The 24230-nt window shown below is 44.2% G+C and carries 20 protein-coding genes and 1 pseudogene; 8 read left to right on the forward strand and 13 right to left on the reverse strand.

The features are described from left to right. Positions 1-19: 19 nt before the first annotated feature. Genes coaE through LKE40_05880 form a run of 6 tightly spaced genes read right to left on the reverse strand, consistent with a single transcriptional unit; the run spans position 20 to position 7205 of the window. Positions 20-631: a dephospho-CoA kinase gene (gene coaE, locus LKE40_05855; GenBank protein ID MCH3916974.1), complete on the reverse strand. Its 612-nt coding sequence runs from the start codon at positions 629-631 to the stop codon at positions 20-22. Continuing rightward, complete coding sequence (polA, locus tag LKE40_05860; protein MCH3916975.1) at positions 628-3567, reverse strand: DNA polymerase I; 2940 nt, start codon at positions 3565-3567, stop codon at positions 628-630. Before polA ends, coaE begins: the two co-directional genes overlap by 4 nt. Continuing rightward, a complete protein-coding gene (locus LKE40_05865) occupies positions 3560-4348 on the reverse strand; it encodes an MBL fold metallo-hydrolase (protein MCH3916976.1) in 789 nt (262 codons plus the stop codon). Before LKE40_05865 ends, polA begins: the two co-directional genes overlap by 8 nt. Beyond that, on the reverse strand, positions 4345-4614 hold the full coding sequence (locus LKE40_05870; GenBank protein ID MCH3916977.1) for a hypothetical protein: 270 nt from the start codon (positions 4612-4614) through the stop codon (positions 4345-4347). Before LKE40_05870 ends, LKE40_05865 begins: the two co-directional genes overlap by 4 nt. Positions 4615-4647: 33 nt before the next feature. Continuing rightward, positions 4648-5235, reverse strand: a complete 588-nt coding sequence (locus tag LKE40_05875; protein MCH3916978.1) for a hypothetical protein — start codon at positions 5233-5235, stop codon at positions 4648-4650. Between the two features lie 47 nt (positions 5236-5282). Beyond that, entirely contained in the window at positions 5283-7205 is a 1923-nt protein-coding gene (locus tag LKE40_05880) for an NAD(+) synthase (protein ID MCH3916979.1), read from the reverse strand. A gap of 12 nt (positions 7206-7217) precedes the next feature. Here LKE40_05880 and LKE40_05885 point away from each other — a divergent pair, with 12 nt between their 5' ends. The 3 genes from LKE40_05885 to LKE40_05895 all read left to right on the forward strand — a co-directional run bounded on the left by LKE40_05885 (position 7218) and on the right by LKE40_05895 (position 9888). Next, on the forward strand, positions 7218-7460 hold the full coding sequence (locus tag LKE40_05885) for a hypothetical protein (protein MCH3916980.1): 243 nt from the start codon (positions 7218-7220) through the stop codon (positions 7458-7460). A 199-nt stretch (positions 7461-7659) separates the two neighbouring features. Next, the gene (locus tag LKE40_05890; GenBank protein MCH3916981.1) at positions 7660-8952 is read left to right on the forward strand and encodes a TolC family protein; all 1293 of its coding nucleotides are present in this window, start codon (positions 7660-7662) and stop codon (positions 8950-8952) included. A gap of 12 nt (positions 8953-8964) precedes the next feature. Continuing rightward, positions 8965-9888: an efflux RND transporter periplasmic adaptor subunit gene (locus tag LKE40_05895; protein MCH3916982.1), complete on the forward strand. Its 924-nt coding sequence runs from the start codon at positions 8965-8967 to the stop codon at positions 9886-9888. Here LKE40_05895 and LKE40_05900 read toward each other — a convergent pair. Further along, positions 9881-10054 (reverse strand): hypothetical protein, encoded by a 174-nt coding sequence (locus LKE40_05900; protein MCH3916983.1) that lies wholly within the window; start codon positions 10052-10054, stop codon positions 9881-9883. The two genes, LKE40_05895 and LKE40_05900, sit on opposite strands and share 8 nt — an antisense overlap. 97 nt (positions 10055-10151) lie before the next feature. Between LKE40_05900 and LKE40_05905 the strand changes: the two genes are divergently transcribed. After that, entirely contained in the window at positions 10152-13292 is a 3141-nt protein-coding gene (locus LKE40_05905; protein ID MCH3916984.1) for an efflux RND transporter permease subunit, read from the forward strand. 116 nt (positions 13293-13408) lie between these two features. On the opposite strand, the gene LKE40_05910 is transcribed toward LKE40_05905, so the two are convergent. Then, entirely contained in the window at positions 13409-14416 is a 1008-nt protein-coding gene (locus tag LKE40_05910; GenBank protein MCH3916985.1) for an adenosine kinase, read from the reverse strand. A gap of 275 nt (positions 14417-14691) precedes the next feature. Here LKE40_05910 and LKE40_05915 point away from each other — a divergent pair, with 275 nt between their 5' ends. Together LKE40_05915 and LKE40_05920 are read left to right on the forward strand one after the other, a co-directional pair. Then, complete coding sequence (locus LKE40_05915) at positions 14692-15135, forward strand: MarR family transcriptional regulator (GenBank protein ID MCH3916986.1); 444 nt, start codon at positions 14692-14694, stop codon at positions 15133-15135. Beyond that, the gene (locus LKE40_05920) at positions 15132-16523 is read left to right on the forward strand and encodes an MATE family efflux transporter (GenBank protein MCH3916987.1); all 1392 of its coding nucleotides are present in this window, start codon (positions 15132-15134) and stop codon (positions 16521-16523) included. Before LKE40_05915 ends, LKE40_05920 begins: the two co-directional genes overlap by 4 nt. Here LKE40_05920 and LKE40_05925 read toward each other — a convergent pair. From LKE40_05925 to LKE40_05940, 4 genes and pseudogenes are all read right to left on the reverse strand, one after another. After that, on the reverse strand, positions 16449-17840 hold the full coding sequence (locus LKE40_05925) for a HAMP domain-containing histidine kinase (GenBank protein MCH3916988.1): 1392 nt from the start codon (positions 17838-17840) through the stop codon (positions 16449-16451). The two genes, LKE40_05920 and LKE40_05925, sit on opposite strands and share 75 nt — an antisense overlap. Next, entirely contained in the window at positions 17837-18520 is a 684-nt protein-coding gene (locus LKE40_05930) for a response regulator transcription factor (protein ID MCH3916989.1), read from the reverse strand. The genes LKE40_05925 and LKE40_05930 overlap by 4 nt, the downstream gene beginning before the upstream one ends. A 66-nt stretch (positions 18521-18586) precedes the next feature. Continuing rightward, entirely contained in the window at positions 18587-19393 is an 807-nt protein-coding gene (locus LKE40_05935; protein ID MCH3916990.1) for a hypothetical protein, read from the reverse strand. A 9-nt stretch (positions 19394-19402) separates the two neighbouring features. Then, positions 19403-20210: pseudogene (locus LKE40_05940) on the reverse strand (phosphohydrolase). Between the two features lie 104 nt (positions 20211-20314). Between LKE40_05940 and LKE40_05945 the strand changes: the two are divergent. Next, entirely contained in the window at positions 20315-20752 is a 438-nt protein-coding gene (locus LKE40_05945; GenBank protein ID MCH3916991.1) for a hypothetical protein, read from the forward strand. Between the two features lie 296 nt (positions 20753-21048). Continuing rightward, positions 21049-22749, forward strand: a complete 1701-nt coding sequence (locus LKE40_05950) for a glutamine--tRNA ligase/YqeY domain fusion protein (GenBank protein ID MCH3916992.1) — start codon at positions 21049-21051, stop codon at positions 22747-22749. A 388-nt stretch (positions 22750-23137) separates the two neighbouring features. Here the strand turns inward: LKE40_05950 and LKE40_05955 are convergent, their stop codons facing one another. Then, a complete protein-coding gene (locus tag LKE40_05955) occupies positions 23138-23938 on the reverse strand; it encodes a hypothetical protein (GenBank protein MCH3916993.1) in 801 nt (266 codons plus the stop codon). Between the last annotated feature and the right edge of the window lie 292 nt (positions 23939-24230).

A 24230-nucleotide genomic window follows, 5' to 3' on the forward strand; every position in this document is an offset into this window, starting at 1 on the left:
TAACACTTTATCCTCTGCCCTACCTAAATCCATTCTTTTTGGTCAGTATAGCACAATAGTCGTCAACTTGTCGACAAATATTCAGTACTCCACTGTTATTATTGAAGACAATGACAGGTATTTTCCCATGAAATGAGTTTTTTGAAATATCTTTCTGCGACCACTCCCGATGCAGGAACCACATGATGCCTCTCCTATCCCTTGCAAGAGATCGGCGACAACGTACCCATAGCAAGGCAGAAACAAAAATTATTTCATCACACAGTTCGTCCAATCCTCCTCTTTTCAGCAATGCGGCATTCAGCACGACAACCCTTCTTGAAGTTTCCTGTTCTTCCTGAATCAGTTGCCTGCAACGTTGCTTGACTACAGGATGAATGACTGCATCAAGCCTTTCCAATGCCGCTTTATCCTTGAACACAATATTTCCAAGCAATCGTCTGTCAATCTGTCCCTCAGAGGTCACGACAGAAGGAAACAGCCGGCCTACTTCGGCTCTTCTTTCATCCAGGGCTTCATGTCCCAGCTTGTCAACATCTATGACCAACAGGCCATGTTCCTGCAAGCAACGGCCATATTGGTTCTTTCCTGCACAGGCTTTGCCAGTCAGTCCTATGACAGTTACTTTCAATGGAAATCACCCCAATCATCTCCGACTTCTATGCTTGCACGGAGAGGTATGGACAATCTGGCAGCGCCCTCAAGGGCTTCCTTGACCAATGGTTGTACGATCTCCACTTCAACGGCAGGAACTTCAAGGATTACCTCGTCATGGACCTGCAGCAATATTCTGGAAGCAAGTTCATGTTCTTTCAAGGTACCAGCTAACCGTAGCATACCCTTCTTCATGATTTCTGCGGCAGTACCCTGAATGACAGTATTGACTGCTATTCTTTCTGCAGCAGCCCGCTCAACGCTGTTCTTGCTGTTGATCGTCGATATATGCCGGACATGTCCTCCCATCGTCTCAACCTTACCGGTTTTCCTAGCCTGTTCCACAGTCTTGTTTATAAAAAGGGCAACCCTGCTGTAACGCTTGAAATAAGCCTCTATGAAAGCTGCGGCCTCACTTCTTTTTATTTCCAGTTCCCCTGCAAGACGAAATGCACTCATACCATACATGACGCCAAAATTAATGGTCTTGGCAATTCTTCTTTCACCGGAAGTTATCTCTTCCATGGATTTGCCAAAGATCAAGGAAGCCGTAAACCTATGGACATCGACCCCGTCGTTGAAAGCCTTGCATAATGCCGGATCACCACTCAAATGAGCAAGGACCACCAGTTCAATCTGGGCATAATCCGCTGAAAGGAACAGACATCCTTCCTCAGGACGGAAAGCACTGCGGACACGCCTTCCCTCTTCACTTCTGATCGGAATATTCTGAAGATTCGGATTACGGGAAGACAACCTGCCGGTTGCAGTTCCAAACTGTAGGAATGAAGTATGGATCCTGCCAGTCTGTTCATTCACCAACTTAGGCAAGGCATCAAGATAAGTACTTTTCAATTTCGTAAGAGTACGATAATCCAAAATCAAAGGGATGAGCGGGTCTACATTTTTCAGTTTTTCCAATACTCCTGTCGCCGTAGAATAACCGCCTCTCGTTTTCTTCCCTGGCTGCAGTTTTCTTTCTTCAAACAGAACTACAGAAAGCTGTTGGGTTGAGTTGAGGTTGAATTCATGTCCACAGAGACCAAAAATCTTTTTTTCAAGAATGGCAATCTTTTCCGCATAGGATTTTGACAGTCTTTCCAGCCTCTGAGGATCAAGCCGTATGCCAGCCAGTTCCATTTCTGCCAGCAACCTGATAAGTGGGAGTTCCATCTCATTGAAGACCTTCTTCTGCTTTTCAGGCAAAGCAAGTTCAAGATATTCATAGAGCCTGTAGGTAACGTCACTGTCTTCTGCAGCATATCTCACTGCGGATTCAAGCGGCACATCACTGAACAGGCCGCCGTCAGGAACGACATCGGAAAAGGCAACGGTCTGGTAATGGAGATACTTTGCTGCCAATGCATCCATATTGTAGACATTGGCCGTGGAATCCAACAGCCAAGCAGCAATAAGTGTATCATAGGCAATTGTCCTGATAGTCACTCCGAAACGTTTAAGTACCTTATAATCATACTTTATATTCTGCCCTATGACAGCAATCTTCCCCCCTTCCAGATAGGTCTTGAGTACTTTTCTGACACCATCGTCCTGCTGCACCCGAACTCCACCGCAAACCAAAGGAAAATACCAAGCCTCCTTGCTGTGGTCGGTAAAAGAGAAACCGACAAGAGTAGCCGCCATATCATCAGGTGAAGTCGTCTCCGTATCGAAAGCCATCAACCCACCTCTGCCGGCAATTGAGGACAGCAGAGCATCCAGTTCTTCAAGGCTGGTAACAGGATGCAGCATCCCAGGTCCCTGCAAACGGTCTGGGCAGGCAACAGAAGCAGATTCCTGCAGTTCATCCAATATCTTGTCCCGGGACTGCTCAATCTTGTTTTTTGCTACCTGACGGGCGCCATTGTTAAGAAGGTTCGCATACGATTGTACAAGTGATTTTGCACCTGCTTTTTCGAATACGGGCAATACTGCACCGAAATCACAGGAATCAAGGCTATAGGACGCAGCATCAAAGCAACCGGCAAGCTCAGGATCCCTTCTGAGCGTAATCAGCTGTTTGCTGAGAAAAGCAGCCTCACGCCCCTCTTCAAGCCGTGCCCGCTGTGCCTTTGTAAGTTTCGGCAGATTAGCATATAAGTTTTCCAAAGTATCGAACGCTCCCAGCAGCTTGACAGCTCCCTTTGCTCCGATGCCCTTGACTCCCGGTACATTGTCAGCGGTATCACCGACCAAAGACAGGTAATCGACAATCTGGTCAACTCTGACACCGAATTCTTCATATACTTCCTTTTCCGTAAACAGCTGATATTGTCCCTGTACCTTCTTGGCCGGTCTGAGAGCAGTCACATGCGCATCAACCAACTGCAGCAGGTCCTTGTCAGAAGTAAACAATACGCTGTCAAGACCATGGTCATCAGCCTCTTGGCAAAGGGTCGCTATGATATCGTCAGCCTCAAGTCCCTGCTTTGCCAATGTAGGGATACCCATGGTACCAAGCAGGTCAATTACCTTCGGAATCTGTTCCAACAGTTCTTCGGGAGCTGCTTCTCTGTTTGCCTTGTATTGGGGATACATTCCATGTCTGAAAGTCGGCCCCTTGGAATCCAAGGCGACAACAAGATAATCCGGTGCATACTCTCTCAACACAAGGGACAATGAATGGAAAAAACCAAATACTGCAGAAAAGTTATTGCCTTCAAGATCAAATATGGGATGGGTAATAAAGGCAAAATATGATCTGAATATGAGACCAAAGCCATCTATGATATAAAGCTTTTTCCGTAGCTGCGCTTCGCCTCCCTCATCCAATACGGTCTTCATAGCCTGTTTCATCTGGGATTCTTCGACTACGACAGGTGTATGCACAATCTTGACCGAAGGGGTCTTTTCCTGTGCAAGCTTTTCCTGATCCAAGTCTTCCTCATCAAACAAAGAGGGTTCCTTACTCATGTTCTCCATCCTCTTCACTCAGTTCAAGACTGAGCATATCATAGGCAAAAGCCATATTTCGCGGCAGAAGCACACTGTCCCTGCCATGCATCAGCCCATGGCTGATATGCGTAAACAGCGTCTGCCTTGCTCCTATCTTCCTTGCTTCTTCAATAGCCTGGAAAATGTTGAAATGTGTCGGATGATCATGATGCTGCAAGGCGTCAAGTACAAGCAGATCCAAATCATGCAAGTAAGGATAGGTCTCAGGTGGGATCCTGCTGCAATCCGTCAGATAAGCCATTTTTCCTATCCTATAACCAAAATCCTCGATATTACCATGAAACAAGACCACCGGCTGTACAGGAAAACCACAGATGTTACATATTTCGTAAGGTCTAAGCACATGCGTCTGGAGATGAGGCAGGGCCCCATACTTTTCCGCATTGTCAACAGCATAGGAAAAACGGTAGCGGATCTGAGCTATGGTAGTCTCATTGCCATACAGCGGCAATACATGATAGCGTGAAAGAGGCCGTATGTCATCGATGCCGTTGAGATGATCTGCATGAGCATGTGTGTAAAGAATGGCATCCAGGCTATCCAATCCTACACGCAATGCTTGCAGCCGAAATTCTGGGCCTGTGTCAATTATGATTCTTTTCCCGTCCTTTTCAAGCAAAAGGCTGCTTCTCAGCCTCTTGTCCCTAGGGTCCTTGGATCTGCATGTACTGCAAGTGCAACCGATCATAGGAACTCCATGACTGGTACCCGTACCGAGAAAAGTAATTCTCAGACTCACTTTGAGCTGCCTTCCGAGGCATCATTGCCAAGCAGATCCTGTACACTGTCAAGATTCAGCTTGTCCTTCAGCTTATCCAAGGATGCTCCAGTAGCCTCTTCTACTTTCTGTTTCATCTGCTCAGTATCGGCACTTCTTTCTGTTTTTTTATCATATGCAAATCCAAGATACTTCGTAGCAAGAGAGGGGAAAAAGAAATAAAGTGTAAAAAAAGAAATGACAGCAACAAGAAGCGGGGCAAAGAAAGACCTTGAAATCTTCGACATAATTTCTCCTCCTGAAAGTCTGTACCTATGAGGTTACAGCAATGAAAACTTCAACGAAATTCCGACTTTCCCATGGGCAGGGTTTGATGGTTTCAACCGATCCAATTGCGGATCATCTATAGTAAAGCCTTCCGTCGGCAAGCGATACCACACTTCAAGCCGCAATTGCCGCAACAGCAGCATAGCAGAAAACCTATAGCTGAAAGGAGCACGGGAAAAATCTTTGCAGAAATCAATCGATCCATCACCATCAGAAACAGTACCATCATCAGCAATGGCGAAGTCAACCTGAGGGCCAAGTCCACCTGACAATACCAACAATTTGTTAATATTAAAAGCCAATCCGGCAGCAACAAATACATTCAAGGCTCCTTCTTGGGAAGCTTGGGAATTCTCACAGGTATAGATGACATCCGTATCCAAGCGAAGTCCTAAAAGCCTTACATCACAGGAAGCACCGAAATCATAATTACCAATATGTTTCAGCAGAGACATATCACCGTCAACTCCAGAAAGCTTTTCTTTGTACATGGCAGTGCTTCCGATTTCTATATCACCGATACTTGCATAAAGCTGCATGGCAATACCTATGAACAGACAAAAGACTATGAACTTCTTCATCTTTCAGCCCCTCCAACCACACGGCCATACTATATCAATCATGATATTCACTGATCTTCTCCCCAATGTCGGAAATTCTTCCAGTCTGCAAGCGGGGCATCACTAGGCATCCTCCAATCGCCACGGGGACTCAATGTGACTGAACCGACTTTAGGCCCATCAGGCAATGCGGAACGCTTGAACTGCTGCTGGAAAAACCTCTTTATGAATACAGAAAGCCAATGATTGACCACCGCTGGTGCATACTGTCCTTCAAAAGCCTGTGTTGCAAGCCGGCTGATCTTTGAAAGGGAAAAACCCCATCTGACAAAATAGTACAGAAAAAAGTCATGGAGTATATACGGTCCCACCAAGTCCTCTGTCTTCTGGGAAATGGTTCCTTCGCCTGTAGGCGGAAGCAATTCAGGACTCACGGGCGTATCAATGATATCCAGCAATATTTGGGAAATTTCCGATGTTTCAATGGAAGCTACGTAACTGACCAAATGGCGGACCAAGGTCTTAGGGACAGAGGCATTGACTCCATACATTGACATGTGGTCACCGTTGTAGGTTGCCCATCCTAATGCAAGCTCTGAAAGATCACCGGTACCTACAACCAGTCCCCCCACTTTGTTGGAAAGATCCATAAGCACTTGGGTCCGTTCCCTTGCCTGGCAATTTTCATAGGTGACATCATGCCGCTGTTCATCCTGCCCGATATCCTTGAAATGCTGTCGGACGGCTTTCGTAATGTCAATTTCCCTGAAATCAACACCCAAGGCCGTTGCTAGCTTCATGGAATTTGTTCTTGTCCTTCCTGTTGTACCGAAACATGGCATGGAAACCGCATGAATTCCCTTCAAATCGAAACCAGCACGTCTGAAAGCCCGGACCGTAACAAGCAAAGCAAGAGTCGAATCCAATCCCCCGGACAACCCTATCACTGCATGTGAACAATGTGCACCTTGCAATCTGGTACACAGTCCCTGTGCCTGCAGGCCAAGGATCTTTTCACAGCGCTGTTGCCGGACAGCATCATCATCAGGGACAAAAGGATCAGTCGCAATGGCCCTGCAAGACAAATCGGTCTGTTCTACGGACATATCAAAACTTACAGTCCTGTAACCTTCGACATCATGGAAGAAGGTAGTCATACGTCTTCTTTCCAATGCCAGTTTCTGCACGTCTATGACTGAAACAGTCAACTCTTCACCCTGGTCCATGCTTTCTGCAAGCAACGTTCCGTTCTCACAGATCAGTGAATGACCGGTAAACACCAAATCGGTAGAAGACTCGCCGCAACCAGCCCCTGCATAGACATAGCCGGATATGCATTTGGCACTCTGCATGCATACAAGCTTACGTCGGTACTCATCCTTGCTGACCAGATCATCGGTTGCAGAAGGATTCAATATCATGGTTGCCCCCGCCATTACATGGGTAAGACTAGGACTGAGAGGTACCCATAGGTCCTCACAGATTTCGATGCCAAGTACCAGATCCTTTATCTGCTGACAGGCAAACACCAGTTTTGTACCAAAAGGTACATCCTGACCCAACAAGTTGATCTGTCGGTTTCCTGGAGCAGGAACACTGAACCACCGTTTTTCATAGAATTCCTGATAGTTCGGCAAATTCTGCTTAGGTACGATTCCCAGGATCTTTCCTGCCTGCAGCAAAATCGCACAATTATAAAGTCTCCCCTCGACAACAAGGGGACTCCCTATCAACGTCACCATATCGTCCGTCTGCCTGCTCAGTTCCAGCAAATTGGAAAGAGCTCCCAAAGCCCGGGACTGTAACGTCTGTTGAAGAAACAAATCAGCGGCTGTATAGCCGGTAAGGCAAAGTTCAGGCAATACCAACACCTTTACAGACCCTGCCGCAGCACGGAGCATCGCCCGCGCAATTTTATTTTCGCTTTCACTGACATCTGCAGGATGGATCACAGGACTGCAGGTCGCTACCTTTATAAAACCGTCAAACATTATCTACTCCGTATGACATGGAAAATGCAGCAGGTCATGCCGTCTTCCTATCCCGTCCATAGTATCATAAAAGGACATATGATACAAACAAAAGATACCGTTGCCGAAGCGATAGGAGGCTATATACCGACCAAGGACATTTTTCTCTTTATAGGAGTATGTAGTTTGGATGTAGTTGCACCGAAATACCATATTTTTGCCACAACAAGTCCCTGCAGGACAGCAATTGAGAGAATCAGGCACAAATATGTATAAAAAATCATTATCCAAAAAGAAATTATATTTCGAAAAAATAATTTCAGCTTATATCAAGGTCAAAAATACTTTCTAGTTCAATTTTGCACAGATCATAAATTGAAACCTTTTGTGGCTATTCCTTCCATGGATATACATAATATGTCCATATTTGTACTCTAGTGTTGGATTAGATTGAAACGAAAGTTGGGAGTTTATTATGCAAAGAAAAATACTCAAGGTACTGCCATGCCTGCTCCTGCTGTTCATTCCTTCACTCACAGCGGAAACGCTGAGTCTGGACGAAGCGATACAGCTGGCAACAGCAAAAAGCGATGCTGTTGCGGCCTCACAGCTTGATGCTGCAAGCAGTAAGAGGACAACACAGATCAACCATCTGTTGCCTTCATTTTCCGTAGATGGCAGTGCAACAGCCACAGGGCAATTGTTTGACTTGGCAAACTTGTCAACCAGCCAAAGTTACTCATTGTCAACCTCTCTTTCGGCGTCTGCCAGCTTTTCAACTGCCGACAGTACCCCCTATACGAAGAAAACCGAACAATTGAATTCCATCTCTGCCGATTTGTCAGTATTGACGGAAAAGCAAACAGTAAGAAGTACGGTGACAGCCGATTATTGGAATGTGGTCTCTTGCAGGCTTTCCCTTGAAGAAGCACAGAAGGCTTTGGCAAACCAGCAGGAAATCCAAGATTCGAATCAGGCGAAATACGATGATGGGTCACTTGGCAAAGTTTCCCTAAGTGAAAGTGAATTGGCCCTTGTACAGGCAAAGCAGACTGTAGACAGTGACAAAGCCAGCTTGGAAGCGGCAACCAAAACACTTGAAAAGGAAATCGGCAAGGATATCGACCCTGACCAACTGGAAGATCTTATGGAAATGAAGGAACCGAAGGGAGAAAAGGATCTGTATACCCTGATTCCGAAAACCAGCGCCATGCAGTCCTTGCAGAATGCCATTGCCCTGAGCAATATTGAATACAAGAGCGACAACTATGATGCAAAGGTGCCGACTATGACAACTTCTGCCTCTGTAGGACTGAGCAGTAAGATTGACTCAGATTCAGAAAATACTGCAGCAGACAGTTCTTCCGTTTCTTTGACAGTCTCTGTGCCACTGGATGCCTATTTTAAAAACTCAAGTACAGCCATTTCATTGGAAAATGACAAGAGAAGCATCGATGTTGCATCGTATAACTATCAGGCTGAATTGACGACCATGCAACAGCAGGTTACCTCCTACCTTACTTCAATCCAAAGCTACCTGTCCAAGAAAGATTCCCTTGAAAAGCAACTTGAACTGTATACGTACTTGGAAACACAGCAAAAAGAATCATACGATGCAGGTATTTCCAGTTACAGTGACTACCAAGATGCTATTCTTGACAGGGAAAACAGCAACATAGCTATACTGCAGAATCAACTCAATTATACTTTGTATCTCCACGACCTCGCATGTTATCTTGAAGCGAGCGTTGACAATATATTGAAATAGGAGCAATGGGACATGAAAGAGAAAAACTTTGACCATATAGTCACGATCATTTTGCTGGCAATCTGCGTCGTGCTGGCGACAGTGACCATCAGAAACAATTTGTCAAACAAGACAGATGCTGGCAAATCCGGCCTTACAGCACAGCAGAATAAAAATGAAACTGCAACAAACGTTTCTGTGACCAAGGTAGCAGAAGGGGACTTCATAAAATACACGACTATCGGCGCTGATATCATAGATGAAAGTGATGAAACCGATCTCAAGAGTGAGTATGCCGGCAAGGTTACAAAGATTTATGTAAAGGAGAATGATGAAATCCACAAAGGAGATATCATCTGCACCTTGGATAATTCTACACCAGGCAATCAATATAAGGCCACAGATATCAAGTCGGTAATAGACGGAAAGGTCGAAGATGTACCAATCTATGTCGGAGAGACGCTCTCGGAAACCTCCACTACCATCACCGTACAGCCCACACCGGATCTGAGGGTCAGCGCTCAACTTCCTGAAAAGTATCTGTCAATATTGAAACAGGGTATGGAAGCAACCTTCACTACACAAGCCTGGCCAGATGATCCTATAGAAGCAACCCTTACAGAAATCGGAGATGAAGTCAACACGACCAATCGTACGGTAACCATAAAGCTCAAACCGAAAGACTCAAGTAAATTGCTCGCAGGTATGTTCGTTTCATTAAAACTTATTACAGAAGAAGTAGACAACTGCCTGACCGTTCCGAATGATGCCATTTCCAGTTATCTGGACAAGAACGTGGTATACATCGTCAAGGATAATGTAGCGACAAGGCAAACCGTCACAACAGGCTCTTCCAATGCAACAGTTACCGTCATTACTGAGGGTCTGCAGGCCGGAGACGAAGTAGTAACTGCGGGATCTGTCACGGATCAGACAAAAGTCAATATCGTCAAATGAACAGGCAATGCAGATGATCAATATTGCAATAACATCTCATCTGATGGATAGAGTAGCCATTCGGCAGATATCTCTGCAAGAGATGTGTACCAACCGGAATTGGGAAACAATAGGTTTCCCTTATCTGTACAAGTGCAGGTACATCAAGCTCCAGCACTTGTCTCATCCAAGAACAGCATGTCTTACGACATGTCTGTACAATCAACAGGAGGATGGCAATTCCCTTCAGGTAATTCCCGAAGTATCCTTGCCTAAACATATAGATGAAACTTAGTGAATTTTCAGTTCGTCGTCCTGTCATGATGACGATGATCTACCTGCTCATCTGCATCATTGCAGCCTTGAGCGTCAAAAACCTGAAACAATCCCTCTTTCCTGATGTTGACATGCCAGTCATATCCGTATATGCGGATTGTACGAATGCAGGTCCGGATGAAATCGAAAGCCAAGTAGCAGAAGTATTGGAAGATGGCTTCAGCTCGCTCGAAAACCTCAAGAAAATGACAAGTTACTCTGAAAGTGACCGTTGTTTTATTGTTCTCGAATATAACTACGGTACTGACTTGGATGATGCTTCCAGCGATGTTTCTGATATCATCACCCGTGTGTCAGACAGTTTGCCTGATTGGTGTGCTACTCCGTCAGTGATGAAAATGGATATGTCCAGCAATACGGTTTTCATGCGGTTGGTCCTGAGTGGTGATGAAAACCAGAAAAAGTTGCTGGATTTGGCAGACAATACCATTTCACCTCTTATTTCAAGAATCAGTGGTGTTTCAGAAGTTGAAGTAAGAGGCGGTGACAGTGTCTATCATGTCGAACTTGACAAAAACAGAATGGAAGCTTTGGGCTTGTCCTATTCAGATGTAGTATCAGCACTGGATGACCAGAACCTTGAAGGTACCGGCGGTACTTTTACCCAAGGAACGCTGAATTACAATGTCAACATCAATACGCAGTATACCAGCGCAGATGAAATACTGAATACAATCGTTACGACATTGGATGGATATGCTGTCCGGGTAAAGGACATAGGTACTGTCACACTTAAAAAGGAAACCAGCTATAAAGAAAGTTATTTGGATGGTACTTCAGTCATCAGCCTCAGTGTATCAAATGACAGTGATAGCAATGAATCCACTGTAGCAAAGGCAGTAAAGGCAGCATTGCCTTCAATTCAGAAACAACTGCCGAAAGGCGTGAAACTGACGATTGAACGTGACGAAACAAAAATGATTTCCACTACGTTAAGTGAAGTATACCAAAATGCAATAGAAGGGATCCTCCTAGCAGGCCTTATTATATTCCTGTTTCTCAGAGGCTTCAAATCGACCTTTATCATTATGCTTTCCATGCCGATATCCCTATTGATTACGTTGATGTTCATGTATGCCTTTGATATTTCACTCAACATGATGAGTATGAGCGGACTGATATTGGGTATAGGCATGATAGTCGACTCGTCAATTGTTATCCTTGAAAATACCTACCGATACAGGGAATCCGGTATGCTCAGCGTAGAATCTGCAATATTGGGCAGCAACAACATGGGAAATGCCATAGTTGCCTCTACTTTGACAACCCTATGTGTATTCATCCCGCTTATCCTATACAAAACAAAGCTTGAAATGATCGGCATGATGTTCCAGGATCTGATCATTACCGTCTGTATCGCCTTGCTTGCTTCCTTGTTCGTGGCAATGACACTGGTACCAGCCCTTTCCGGCAGTATCCTGAAATTGCATACAAGGAAAGACAAGCCACTGAAAAGCAGGGTGCTGAGAACAATTGACAACGCACTGGCACGGTTTGAAGAAAAAATGACCAATGCCTATGCTACGGCTCTGAAATATTTTCTGCATCGGCGGTTGCTGCTTATCATCCTGTTGGTTCTGCTTACGTTATTCTCCCTGTCAAAGGTATCAAACATCGGGATGAGCCTGACACCAACGATGAATAGCGACGATGAGATTTCATTATCTCTGACTATGCCGTCAGGTACCAACAAGAAATACACGAAACAAGAACTTTTCGCAATACAGGAGAAAATCCAGGCTACATTGCCGAAAGACAGCTATACCGAGATTATGGCAGAAGTCGGTGCTTCCAATACCGGTTCACTCGATATTTCACTGCCGGATATTTCAAAGCAGAAATATAGCATACTTGACCTGAAATCAAAAATCAGGGCTTTGCTCAACGACAATCCGAATGCCACATGGACATTTGACTCAGGCAGAGGACCAACAAGCAATTCAGCCATAGATATCGCCATATCCAGCAAGGATATGGATGCCATACAGGAAACAATCGACAATATCAAGACAATACTTGCCGATCATGTTCCTACGGTCCAGAACATTGCAAGTGACTTGGATAACGGAGCTCCTAAGATTGAAGCTGAAGTAAACCTTGACCTTGCCAATGAACTTGGAGTAACTGCTGATGATATCTATACCGAACTGGAATTTGCCCTGGACGGCATAGAAGCAACAAGTTTGACTTCATTGGATCCGGATGACAGTTATGATTTCTATGTAACTTTGGACAGCGACAAGTTCACTTCTATCAGTGACCTGGAAAACTTGACAATACAGACTTCGGAAGGAGCTGTTACCCTCGGGACTTTCGTAACATTCAAGAAGACCACTGCACCGGCTTCCATTACCAGGGTTGATAAGGTCCGTGTCAACCATGTCACTGCCGATGCTGCCGATGGCTACAGTTCCAGCCAGGCATTGTCCAGCGTACAGACTGCCCTTGACAAATATCTGCTGTTACCAGATGGAGTAACATTGTCACAGGAAGGTGATATGGCAACATTTACTTCCTATGCCCCTACCTTGATACTGATTATATTGTTGGCTCTGTTCCTTGTCTTTGCCGTAATGGCAGCCCAGTTTGAATCATTGATTGATCCTTTCATTATCTTTGCAACCGTACCGCTGCTGCTTATCGGTGTCATTTGGATTCATATCTGGATGGGACAGGACTTCACGTTGTATTCAATAGTCGGTATCATTGCCCTCATAGGAGTTGTCGTCAACAATGGCATTGTCATGGTTGATACAATCAACCAGTTGGTAAGAAAAAAGATGCCGGTAAAGCAAGCCTGTATCACAGCAGCAAAGACTCGTCTGCGGCCAATACTTATGACGACACTTACTACTGTCCTCGGCATGATTCCTTTGGCTTTCTTCCCTGGAAGCGGAGCCGAAATGATGCAGCCGATTGCCCTTACTTTCGTAGGTGGCCTGTGTACAGGAGCTTTCCTGACGCTGTTCCTCTCCCCCGTCTTGTATTCCATTCTGAATGCAAGAAAGGAAAAGCATTATGAAGATCCGAAGACATTGAACAATCAGCTGTTAGCTTTTGATGATAAATATCCGAATGGACGGTATTAGAATATACTAGCTGCCATAGCAGTTGAAATATTGGGATTGCCGCAGTTGCTGCGGCAATCCCTTTGCTTATTCAAAAATATAGTTTTCTCTATGTCTGGGAAATTGAAGAATATATGTCAGATTAAAGACAATTCTGTAAGCTTTTCCTTTGCAACCTCAAGATTCACTTCAGTAAACTGGGCACCTGTTTGGGAAATGATTTGGCCCGCAAGTAGGGAAGCAATGTTTCCGCAGGCTTCAATCGTGCAGTTCCGACATAGTCCAAGCAGGAAGCCTGCTGCATACATATCCCCTGCTCCAGTGGTATCAACAGGATGTATCGAACCTGCAACAGGAATCTGGTATATCTTACCTTTATCACAGATGACCGAACCATGGACTCCATTTTTTACTACAGCTGTCGGACATAACTGTCCAAGTCTGCTGCAGCATCCTACGACATCATCACAGCCTAAAAGAATTCTACTTTCGTCCCTATTTGCAAACACTACATCACAATAATGGTCAATCAGATAGAGGAACTCTTCCTTATATCTTTGAACAGCAAAAGGATCGGCAACATCAAATACAATGGCTGTTCCCTCCGTTTTGCAATAATCGAGCACTTTCTGGATAGCTTTCTTCTGGTTGTCCGTATCCCACATATAGCCTGTAAAATAGAAATAATCAGCCCTTCGTACACTGTCAAAATCCACATCAGTTTCATTGAACTCACGGTTGGCGCATAGATAGGTATTCATGGTACGTTCTGAATCCGGTGTATCAAGAATGATGGAACTGCCGGTAGATTGGTTACAGTCTCTCAGCTGGTCTATGATATTGAATTGTCCCAATCGGTCATGATAAAGATTTCCGTGTGTATCCCTGCCGACCTTTCCTGCAAGTATGGTACATACATTGAACTGGGAAAGTGCAATCAGTGTGTTTGCCGCTGAACCTCCGCAGGAATAGGTAACCGGTTTGCCTTCTATGAATCGGAGCAATTTTTCACGAAAGCTTCCATCTATCAACTGCATTGCGCCCTTTGACAACCCCAAAGTCATGAGATCTTCCTCTGCTACCCGGGTAATGATATCTACCAGTGTATTGCCAATACCATACACTACAGCTTGCTGTGATTTCATGGGGAAAAGTCTATAGAAAACATTTGAGTTATTCAACCGACTATTGATAGATAATGCTGGAGATTGCAGTCAAAATATACCTATAGATGTTACTACCATATTCTTCAAACTACGTAGAGACAAAATCATGATTCACAGGAAGTATTTTTGGTAAATATAGTATCTTTTATAATTTTTTTAATTTATTATTACTTTATGTGTAACTAATTATAAATAATAATCATTTTTTTAAACAACTGATTGACCTAAACGTCGCATGCGACTAATATACAGGCATGCGACCAGAAGACAAACCAATCGGATTCACTCTGAAGCTGATTCACGATTCACTTCAGCGTTTCGCAAACAAGCAGCTGAAAGAACTTGATCTTACGCTTTCCCAGGACAACATACTGGATTTCCTTATAATGGAAAAAAGAGGAAAAACAGCTCGGATAAAAGATTTGGAAGCACATTTCCATCTCCAGCATTCTACGGTCGTCGGATTGGTAAAGCGTCTGGAACAGAAAGGATTCGTACTGGTCGGAAAAGACAAGAAGGATCGTCGTTGTACACAGGTAAGCTGTACACAGAAAGCCACAGAAAAATATGAAGCAATGAGCACGTATCGCAAGCAGCTGGATGCACTGATGGTTGAACACATGAGCAAGACAGAAGCTGCGGAACTGGCCCGATTGCTGGAAATATTGCTGGCTAATCTACAAGGAATTGACAGATGATTGACAAGGAACGTTTGTTTTTATTTGAAAAAGCACCGATAAAAAAATCTGTATGGGAGCTGTCATTCCCAACCATCGTAAGCATGCTTGTCGTCGTGCTCTACAACATGGTAGATACATTTTTCGTCGGACAGCTACAGGATCCGAATAAAGTGGCAGCAGTTGCAGTTGCCACCCCTGTATTCCTGTTTCTCATGGCTGCAGGCAATATATTCGGAGTAGGCGGTTCAACTTTCATTTCCCGGGCATTGGGTAAGAAAGAAATGGACAAAGTCAAGCATATCAGTTCCTTTTGCTTCTATGCCGGTATAGTAACCGGTCTGGCAGGTTCCCTCATTTTCCTTCTCCTTGGAGAACCGATATTGAGGACTGCAGGAGCAAGCGACTATACGATAGGATATGCCTCGGGATACCTGAGGATCATTGCATGGGGAGCTCCTCTTGTCGTCATCTCAAATACTTTTTCAAACTTGGTCAGAGGTGAAGGTGCAGCAAAGACTTCCATGCGCGGCATGTTGCTGGGTACCTTTGCCAACATCATACTCGACCCGATATTCATCTTACCCTCCTTTACCATTGGAAAAATAACAATCCCGTTGATCGGATGGGGAGTCGAAGGAGCTGCCTTTGCAACTGTACTCGGTAATGTCTTTTCGGTCATCTACTACATTGTCTTCGCAGTAAGCGACAAATCTATCATGTCTCTTTCACTGAAGGAATTCAAAATGCGCAATGGTATTTTTTCCGGAGTTTTCCTGATAGGTCTGCCGGCTTCCCTCAACAGTGTATTGATGAGCATGAGTAATATCCTGCTTAACAACGTACTTGTTTCCTATGGAGATATCGCTATAGCTGCCATGGGTGTCGCCATGAAAGCCAACATGCTTGTGATATTCATACAGATAGGGCTTTCTGCAGGTGTACAGCCACTACTTGGCTACAGCTACGGAGCAGGAAATAAAGAAAGGTTGCAAGCCACTGCAAAATATACAATGAAGGCAAATGTACTTATCGGCTTTGTTCTTTCCATCGTGTATATGTTCGTAGCACCCACCATAATCAGTGTTTTCATCAATAATGACGAGGTTATTTCCTTCGGTACGCTCATGCTCAGGGCCTTGATGATTTCACCGACATTCCTCGGTATCATGTTTGTCAATGAATTTGCTTTCCAGGCCATGGGCAAGGCAAAGGAATCACTGTTGCTTTCAATCAGCCGTCAAGGATTCGTATTCATCCCTGTACTGTTTGTTGCAAAGGCTCTGGCAGGCCTCAATGGCATCATACTTGCACAGCCCGCTGCAGATATCGCCTCAGTCTTTATTTCCCTGTGGATGTACCGCAACATTCTTAGGAAAGATCCCATCCTCAGCCAGAGTCAACGGTAACTTCAATGTAAAGCAGGAGCCTTCATCAAGTTCGGAAACAACATCCAACTTTCCATGGAGGCGCTTGATCTGGTCACCTACCAGATACAGGCCTATACCTTCTCCGGGCAGGCCTGCTACCCTTGCACTTCTGAAATATGCTTCAAAAATATGAGTCTGGTCTTCCTTGCTGATGCCTATGCCATTGTCTCTGACCCAGATAACAGCCGCATCTGCTTCTTTTTTGCATCCGAGTTCAACTTTTCCACCTGAGGAAGTATATTTCTGTGAATTTGTAAGCAAGTTGTAGACTATTTGGCTCAATACATTAGGGTCACTTGTTATATGAAGCTTCTCAACAAGATCCAAGTCAAGTTGCAACCCTTTCTTCTCAAATTGAGGACGAAGTCCTGCAGCGATTGTCTGCAACCGAGCCGGAAGGTTGAATTCCTTCAGCTGGAGATTTTCAGTTTCACTGCTTGCATCAATCATGGAACTCATATTGGAAATCATTACTGTCAGGCTGTCAATTTCCTTATAGAGAATGCCTTTTTCCCTTTCATCATAAGGTATCAGTCCATCTTCAAGAGCCTCAAGATGCGTTTTCAGTACCGTCAGAGGAGTCCTGGTCTGATGGACCAGTTCATCAAGCAAAAGCTTTCGCCCCTGCCTTTTCAGCCTGAGGCGCGAATCAAGGTCCGTAAGCGTGTCTCGTATGGTCGAAACTTCTTCTATATTGCTTGGAGGAGGCAGTTCCTTGATATCCACCAACAAGTCACCGGCTAACTTTGCAGTATCTTCCAGGGGATCGGTAATACGACGGCTAAACAGCCAGCTCAAAGACAAAGCAAGCGCCAGTACAATTGCCATAGCTATGAAATAGCTCATGAAAAGTGAAGATTGTGCCAAACGTTTCAGCAATGGTACTTTATGATAAGCCAGTACACCTAGCTCAATCATACCTGATAGCTTACCTTTTGCATCCTTGATCTGGATTCTCTGTTCATTGACAGGAGGCTGATGTGGTCCTATCTGCCCAGGAGGTGCATCCACCCTGGCAATCAATATACCTGCATTATCGTAGTATGCAATTGACTTAATCGGCATACGGACAAACCCTGAAAGGATCCTGGCATATTCCTGCCGTTTCAGCTCCAAAGGATCGCCCTTGTCATTCTTGAGAGCATTCACCAATTGGGTTTCAGCCTGCTGAAGCTGCTGCTGGCGTTCTTTCTCCATATAGGTATCCGTAAGTACAATCAGAAGAATGGTTGTAAGGGTCACGGCAACCACAGCAACCATGGCAAAACTTCTATCCAGCAGGTGACGTATCGTCAAGCTTCACCTCCAAATTGATACCCTGCCCCATATCGGGTATAAATAAAGGAAGGAGCTTTGGAATCATCTCCTATCTTTTTTCTCAATTTCTTGACATAGGTATCAATATTACGATCATAGGCATCATAGGAAGAACCAAAAGCATCCCTTATCAGCTGTTCCCGGGAAAGTACATACCCTACATGAGTCATAAATGTTTCAAGAAGCTTGAATTCGGTACTAGTCAGCACAATGGGTTTCCCCCCTTTTGAAGCACTGAGACTTTTCCGATCTAGTACAAGATCCTTATATTTCAATACTTCCTCTGCTTTTTCCTTGTATACCCGTTTTAATATGACGGATACCCTCTTCATCAGTTCCCTGGGACTGAAAGGTTTCACGACATAGTCATCGGCACCCAAATCAAAGCCCCTGAGACGGTCAGTTTCCAGTTCCTTTGCAGTCAGGAAAAGAGCCGGGACATCACTGGTCATACGAATCCGTTTCAGAACTTCAAAACCATCTATACCGGGCATCATGACATCAAGGATGATCAGATGGAATTCTCCACTGCTGAACTTTTCCAATGCAACAAAACCATCTTCAGCCACAGTACAATGATAGCCGTTCCGAACTAAATATTTCTCTACTATTGACCGAATCTCTTCATTGTCTTCAACTACTAAAACATTATACTCCATCGTGCATTCCTCTGTTTCCAGACTACCCTATCAATATGTATCAATTATGTATCTATGCAGAAAATATCAGATGGAAGACAAAACGTTGCTACAAAGTTTCTCAGAAAGTTGCAGATGGGGCTCTTCCCCGTCCAAACCAAAGGCATCGTGTTTATATAGCCCGCTGATGATATTCACAGTCTGCTCCAAGCTGTCTACAGCTGATGGATTGACCACCTCCTCACGGATACCTGACGATGTAGCAAAGGTAATCCGATAGGGAGAAAGACGCACTGTCATCTGCGGTAACGGCAGGATACTTTCGTCAATAGCATCATCGACCTGTATGATATCAGCAATTCCTGCCAAAGTCTCAACTTTTTCACTTTTCAGTAGGCTATCCTTGGCCACACAAGTATCCAGATAAATGATAGGCTTCGGGTCCTGCTGTCCAATAGCTTTGACAATGGCATCCATTTCGTCAGGAAACGTCAAAAGACTTCCTTCAATATACACGACCTTGATGTCTGAATTGACAGCAAATGCATCAAGCAACTGCCTCGCAGTTAGTGAAGTCGGTGCAGTCCCGCCAATCACATGATAAGGAACCGCTGTTGACTGCAATGAAATACTTATGGGAGATGGCAAGGGGCTGTTGCACAGATGAGGCTCAAAAAGCACATCCTTGTCAATGAGCATATCAAGGAGTCTCAATCCGAACCCATCGGAAGATATCGGGCACAGAAATTCAACAGGGACCTGCCGGTCTGCAAGGCTACAGGCAATCTGCAATCCCCGGCCTGTCAGACTTGTCTTGAAAAAAGACGAAGATTTGCTGTCCTCACGGATCTGTTCTTCCATATGATAGCAATAGCCTCCGATTACGACGACCATACGTTCCTCCTACAGGTAATGCTTATCCTTCAACCCAGGCACTTTTGCAACGACTTCAAGATAATCACGGATAGTACTCTTGCTGATTTTCTGCAACAAGACTTCTTCTATCTGGAACATCCCTATCTCAGCACTCATCTCTATATCAATCCTGATAGGTTTTTCGTCCCCTTTGGTGATGCGTACCTTTTCAATTGCATTGGCGCTGTATTTGTGGATGTCACCCACCTGTGGTTCTGTATGGAGTGCCAATGGTATCCTACTGCGGCCCTTTTCCATATCACATCCATCAGCAACCAGAATAATTCCTGCTTCCATACTGGTTATCTTTCTGTTGCCCATATGTCCATAGATGCCTTCCAAGGCTATTTCTCCGATTGATACACGTTTCTGAAGATTATTCGAGAATGTTTGTTCCAACCATTTCTCACACATCGGTCGTGCCAATACCATGGAAACGAGTTCATGGTCCTGCCTTGAAATTCCCATGCCCAGATCATGGCAGAGACTTGCAATGACTACGCCGCAACGACTGTCATCATAACTGCCCATCTCTTCGGTCTCAAGTGAGGTTTCAAGGCCTGCACCTATGGAGCAGATCAAGCATTTTCAATGCGTTGTAGCACACTTGTCTCATATGGACAGGACCATGATCATTATAGTTCATACGCTTGATGGATACGCTGTTGCCGTATTCCTGCATAGCCTGCAATTTATCATCAGACAAGAGAAGCTGACAAAGTCGGCGACTATTGCTCCCCGTTTCCAATTTCCCCAAAATCTTCTTTTCAAGAACATTTTCCTTAGGTGATTTCATACTTATATGATAGAAAAACATCCAGAGAAAGTAAAGGAAGATGCTTTTCATGCAAACGATTCAAACGATATACTTCAGACATGAAAAAACCAACTGTAAGAGAAATGGAATGGATCGGAAAAGGCGAATGGAAAAACAGGGATTACCGTTCCATCACGGCAAGGGCCCAGGACGCCCTGCTGCTTGCTGTCAGTGATGAAGATTTCAAGGTAACCTGTAGAATAGAAGCAGGGAATTTCCCGCACGGGTTGGTCATCAGTCAGTCAGAGGCAACTTTCATCAAGGTAGATATCCAAGATACCATAATCATCAGGACGAGCATCAGGGGATTCGGTTCCTGCGTGATGATACCAAGATCTTCAGATGATAAATTTGAGCACTGCATCATTGAAAGAATCGGCAAAGATATCTCCATTGCTACCGAAAAAGCAAAACTTGTCGACTGTTCTCTTCCTGGTTGTAAGGATGCCGTTGCGTTCGGTCTCTTCTACACACAAAACCGCTTCTTTGCAATGGAAGACTTTTCCTATAGCCGAAAATAAACAGGTATTTGCCATCCTACCGGTCATGACAGAACCTCATATTTGCACGAATTTTGATATGCCAAGACAGAAAACAATCCATCCGTATGCTCTGCTGATAATCATAAAACTTTCTTTTCAGCCGGTCCATTTCCCTAAAACAAGCCAATATATCAAAAGGATTGCATCAATAGTCAATTCCATGCACAAATTTGTCATACAAACCATAGCGAACATTCTTTATCCAGATGCCCCACTATGGTATACTTGTGCATTATAAGTTTCATGCCCCTTTGAAAGGGCGAAGGACGGTCAATATGGAAGGGGAAGAGAAAAAGGAAAGACCTTTGAACTTCATCGAAAAGATCATTGAGGATGATCTTGCAAACGGTAGGGTCCCGGACAATAAGATTGTCACCAGGTTCCCTCCTGAGCCAAACGGTTATCTTCACATCGGACATATCAAATCAATATGTCTGAATTTTGGCTTGGCAGAGAAATATGGTGGCATATGCCATCTGCGGCTTGATGACACGAACCCAAGTAAAGAAGACAATGAATATATCCAGTCAATCAAGGACGACATTCATTGGCTTGGCTTTGATTGGAAGGAACATGAGTACTATGCATCCGACTACTACCAGCAACTTTACGAAATTGCAGTCAGATTGATAGAAGAAGGAAAAGCATACGTAGATTCCCTGTCCCCTGAACAGATGAAAGAATACAGAGGTACGCTGACTGAACCTGGGAAAAACAGTCCTGACAGAGACAGAAGCATCGAAGAAAACCTTCGTCTCTTCCAGGAAATGAAAGACGGCAAGCATCCGGAAGGCAGTTATACACTGCGGGCAAAGATTGACATGGCAAGTCCGAACATCAACCTGCGTGATCCTGCCCTCTATAGAATCAAGTTTGCCACACATCCCAGGACGGGTGACAAATGGTGTATCTACCCCATGTATGACTTCACCCATCCTATCAGTGACGCCATTGAGGGTATTACCCATTCAATCTGCACACTCGAATTCGAGGACCACAGGCCAGCCTATGATTGGGCTACGTCAATCGACGGAATCGACCATACACCTCACCAGTATGAATTTGCCCGTCTCAACATCAACTACATGCTGATGAGCAAAAGACGGTTGCTGAATCTCGTCAAGCTTGGTATCGTCTCAGGTTGGGATGACCCAAGGATGCCGACGATCAGCGGCGTACGAAGAAGGGGCTATTCTCCTGAATCAATGAAGGATTTTGTCTCTCGGGTTGGAGTTGCGAAAGTCGAGGGTGTCGTAGACTACTCCTTGATGGAATTCTGCGTCCGGGAGGACCTGAACAAACGTGCAAAGCGCCTGATGGCAATCCTTGATCCCATCAAGTTGGTCATCGACAACTATCCAGTAGACAAGGTAGAGTATTTCGAAGCAGAAAACAACCCTGAAAATCCTGCAGATGGTACACATCTGATGCCATTCAGCCGGGAAGTGTATATAGAACGGGAAGACTTCATGGAAGTACCTCCCAGAAAATATCACAGACTTTATCCTGGGAATGAAATAAGGTTGAAGTATACTTACTATGTAACGGCGACAAGTTTCGAAAAAGATGCTGATGGAAAGGTCACAACCGTACATTGTACCTATGATCCTGAAAGCCGCGGCGGTACGACTCCTGACGGTCGCAAGGTCAAAGGGACCAGCCATTGGGTTTCGGCAGCACAGGCCGTCGATGCTGAAGTAAGGCTCTATGACAAATTGTTCAAGAGTGAATACCCTGGCGGAGAAACAGGAAATTATCTGGATGACCTCAACCCGGATTCCCTTATCGTCATCCCTCATGCGAAAGTTGAACCTGAATGCCTCAAGGCAAAAGTCGGAGATTATCTGCAGTTTGTCAGAAACGGCTACTTCTGCTGTGACAGCAAGGATTTTTCACCTGAGCACCCGGTGTTCAACAGAACCGTGACATTGAAGGATACTTGGGCAAAGATGAAGAAAAAGATGGGTATCAAATAAGTATTGTACAATATATGCATCTTTTTACATAAACAAGATAATGACAAGGTCGTTGTCGCGAAAGTGGCAACGACTCTGTTTTATGCCAAGTACCAAACAGAAAAAACATAGGACTGTTTCAAAGGTCTCAGAAAACAAGACTTGTTGAACAACACCTTTTTATGTAACCGCGAACAGGCTCATCAGACAGAACGCGGAGGCCATCGAGGAAGTTTCTTCCACACAGACCGTCAACACAGGTTTGCCTTCCTTATACGGCAGACTATCAGAAAACAAAAAAAGCAGGCCATCACACATCAATCGTATTCATGGTCTGCTCTTTCATCTGTTTTCGGACTATCCAAAACTTACTTTTGTAACAGCCCTGTCATTCAAAACTGAAAAGTTATCAATCAACAGCATAAGCCAGCGTCACCGTACTGATATAACGTCCGGAAGGCAATTTTCTCTTGTTATCAGGAACTGCAGCTTTAATGGCAAATGTTACTACAGTACCATTCATATGCCCTACAATACCGCCGTTATTGGCAGTTGCGTCATAGTCGACACCGTTGTATCCATCATAGTAGGTATTTTTAGCAAGATTAAAAAAGACATTTGAGTCTTCTGTTTTAGTACTTCCAGCGGAAAAAGTCGAGGCATTTGAATCTTCCGACGATGCAGAATACTTGCCCTTTCCCTGACTTGCAGAAGACACGATAATGGATACAGCACCTCCATAGACAGTCGAACCACTGTTAAGATAGAATGGCGATGCAGTAATACCGACATAAACTTTCTGTTTGCTATTTGCCGTCGAACCTGAAACAGCCACTGCAAAAGTGCCGGTCTTAAAGCCATCTTCTACATTCCAGTCCTTATCAAACAATACTTTTGCCTTGGTCGTTGTAGTCACATCAGTACCTTCATAGTACAATGCAGTCACGATAGGTTCAACAGGAACCTCACTGACAAGCATAAGAGTATCTGTTTCGTTGCCGGTCGTAGTTGCAAGGGCTGCTTTCTCAGTAAAGGCAATGGAATCTTCACTATCAGATGCAGCATCTTTTTTATAAAGGCTATATGTATTTTCTTCATATGTTGAATTAGCAGTGCCATCATCGTCCACGATAGCCGTTGATGTCGCAAATGCCATCATACCCACAGAAAGCATTGCCATGCTGGCAAGCAGAACCCTTTTTATGCTCATAAACATCCACCCTTGTTGAATTTTTTTCTAAGTATAGTTAATATATCAGAAATCTATACATATGTCAATAGTTTAAACAAAATTATTTCATACCATATTAATAAATTATTAAAGTATAAATAAATAATTTTTATAATAATTTATTATAGATAAACAAATTAATTTTAAATACTGTTTTTCATGTAAATTACATACCTTTTATTATATCATTTAAATTACAATATATAATTAACAATATCAAACATCTTCAGTTTATGATATGACATAGAATACAACAAATTTCTTAACAAAA

It is taken from the genome of Spirochaetia bacterium (genome assembly GCA_022482625.1).
Taxonomy (GTDB): Bacteria; Spirochaetota; Spirochaetia; order Sphaerochaetales; family Sphaerochaetaceae; genus Pleomorphochaeta.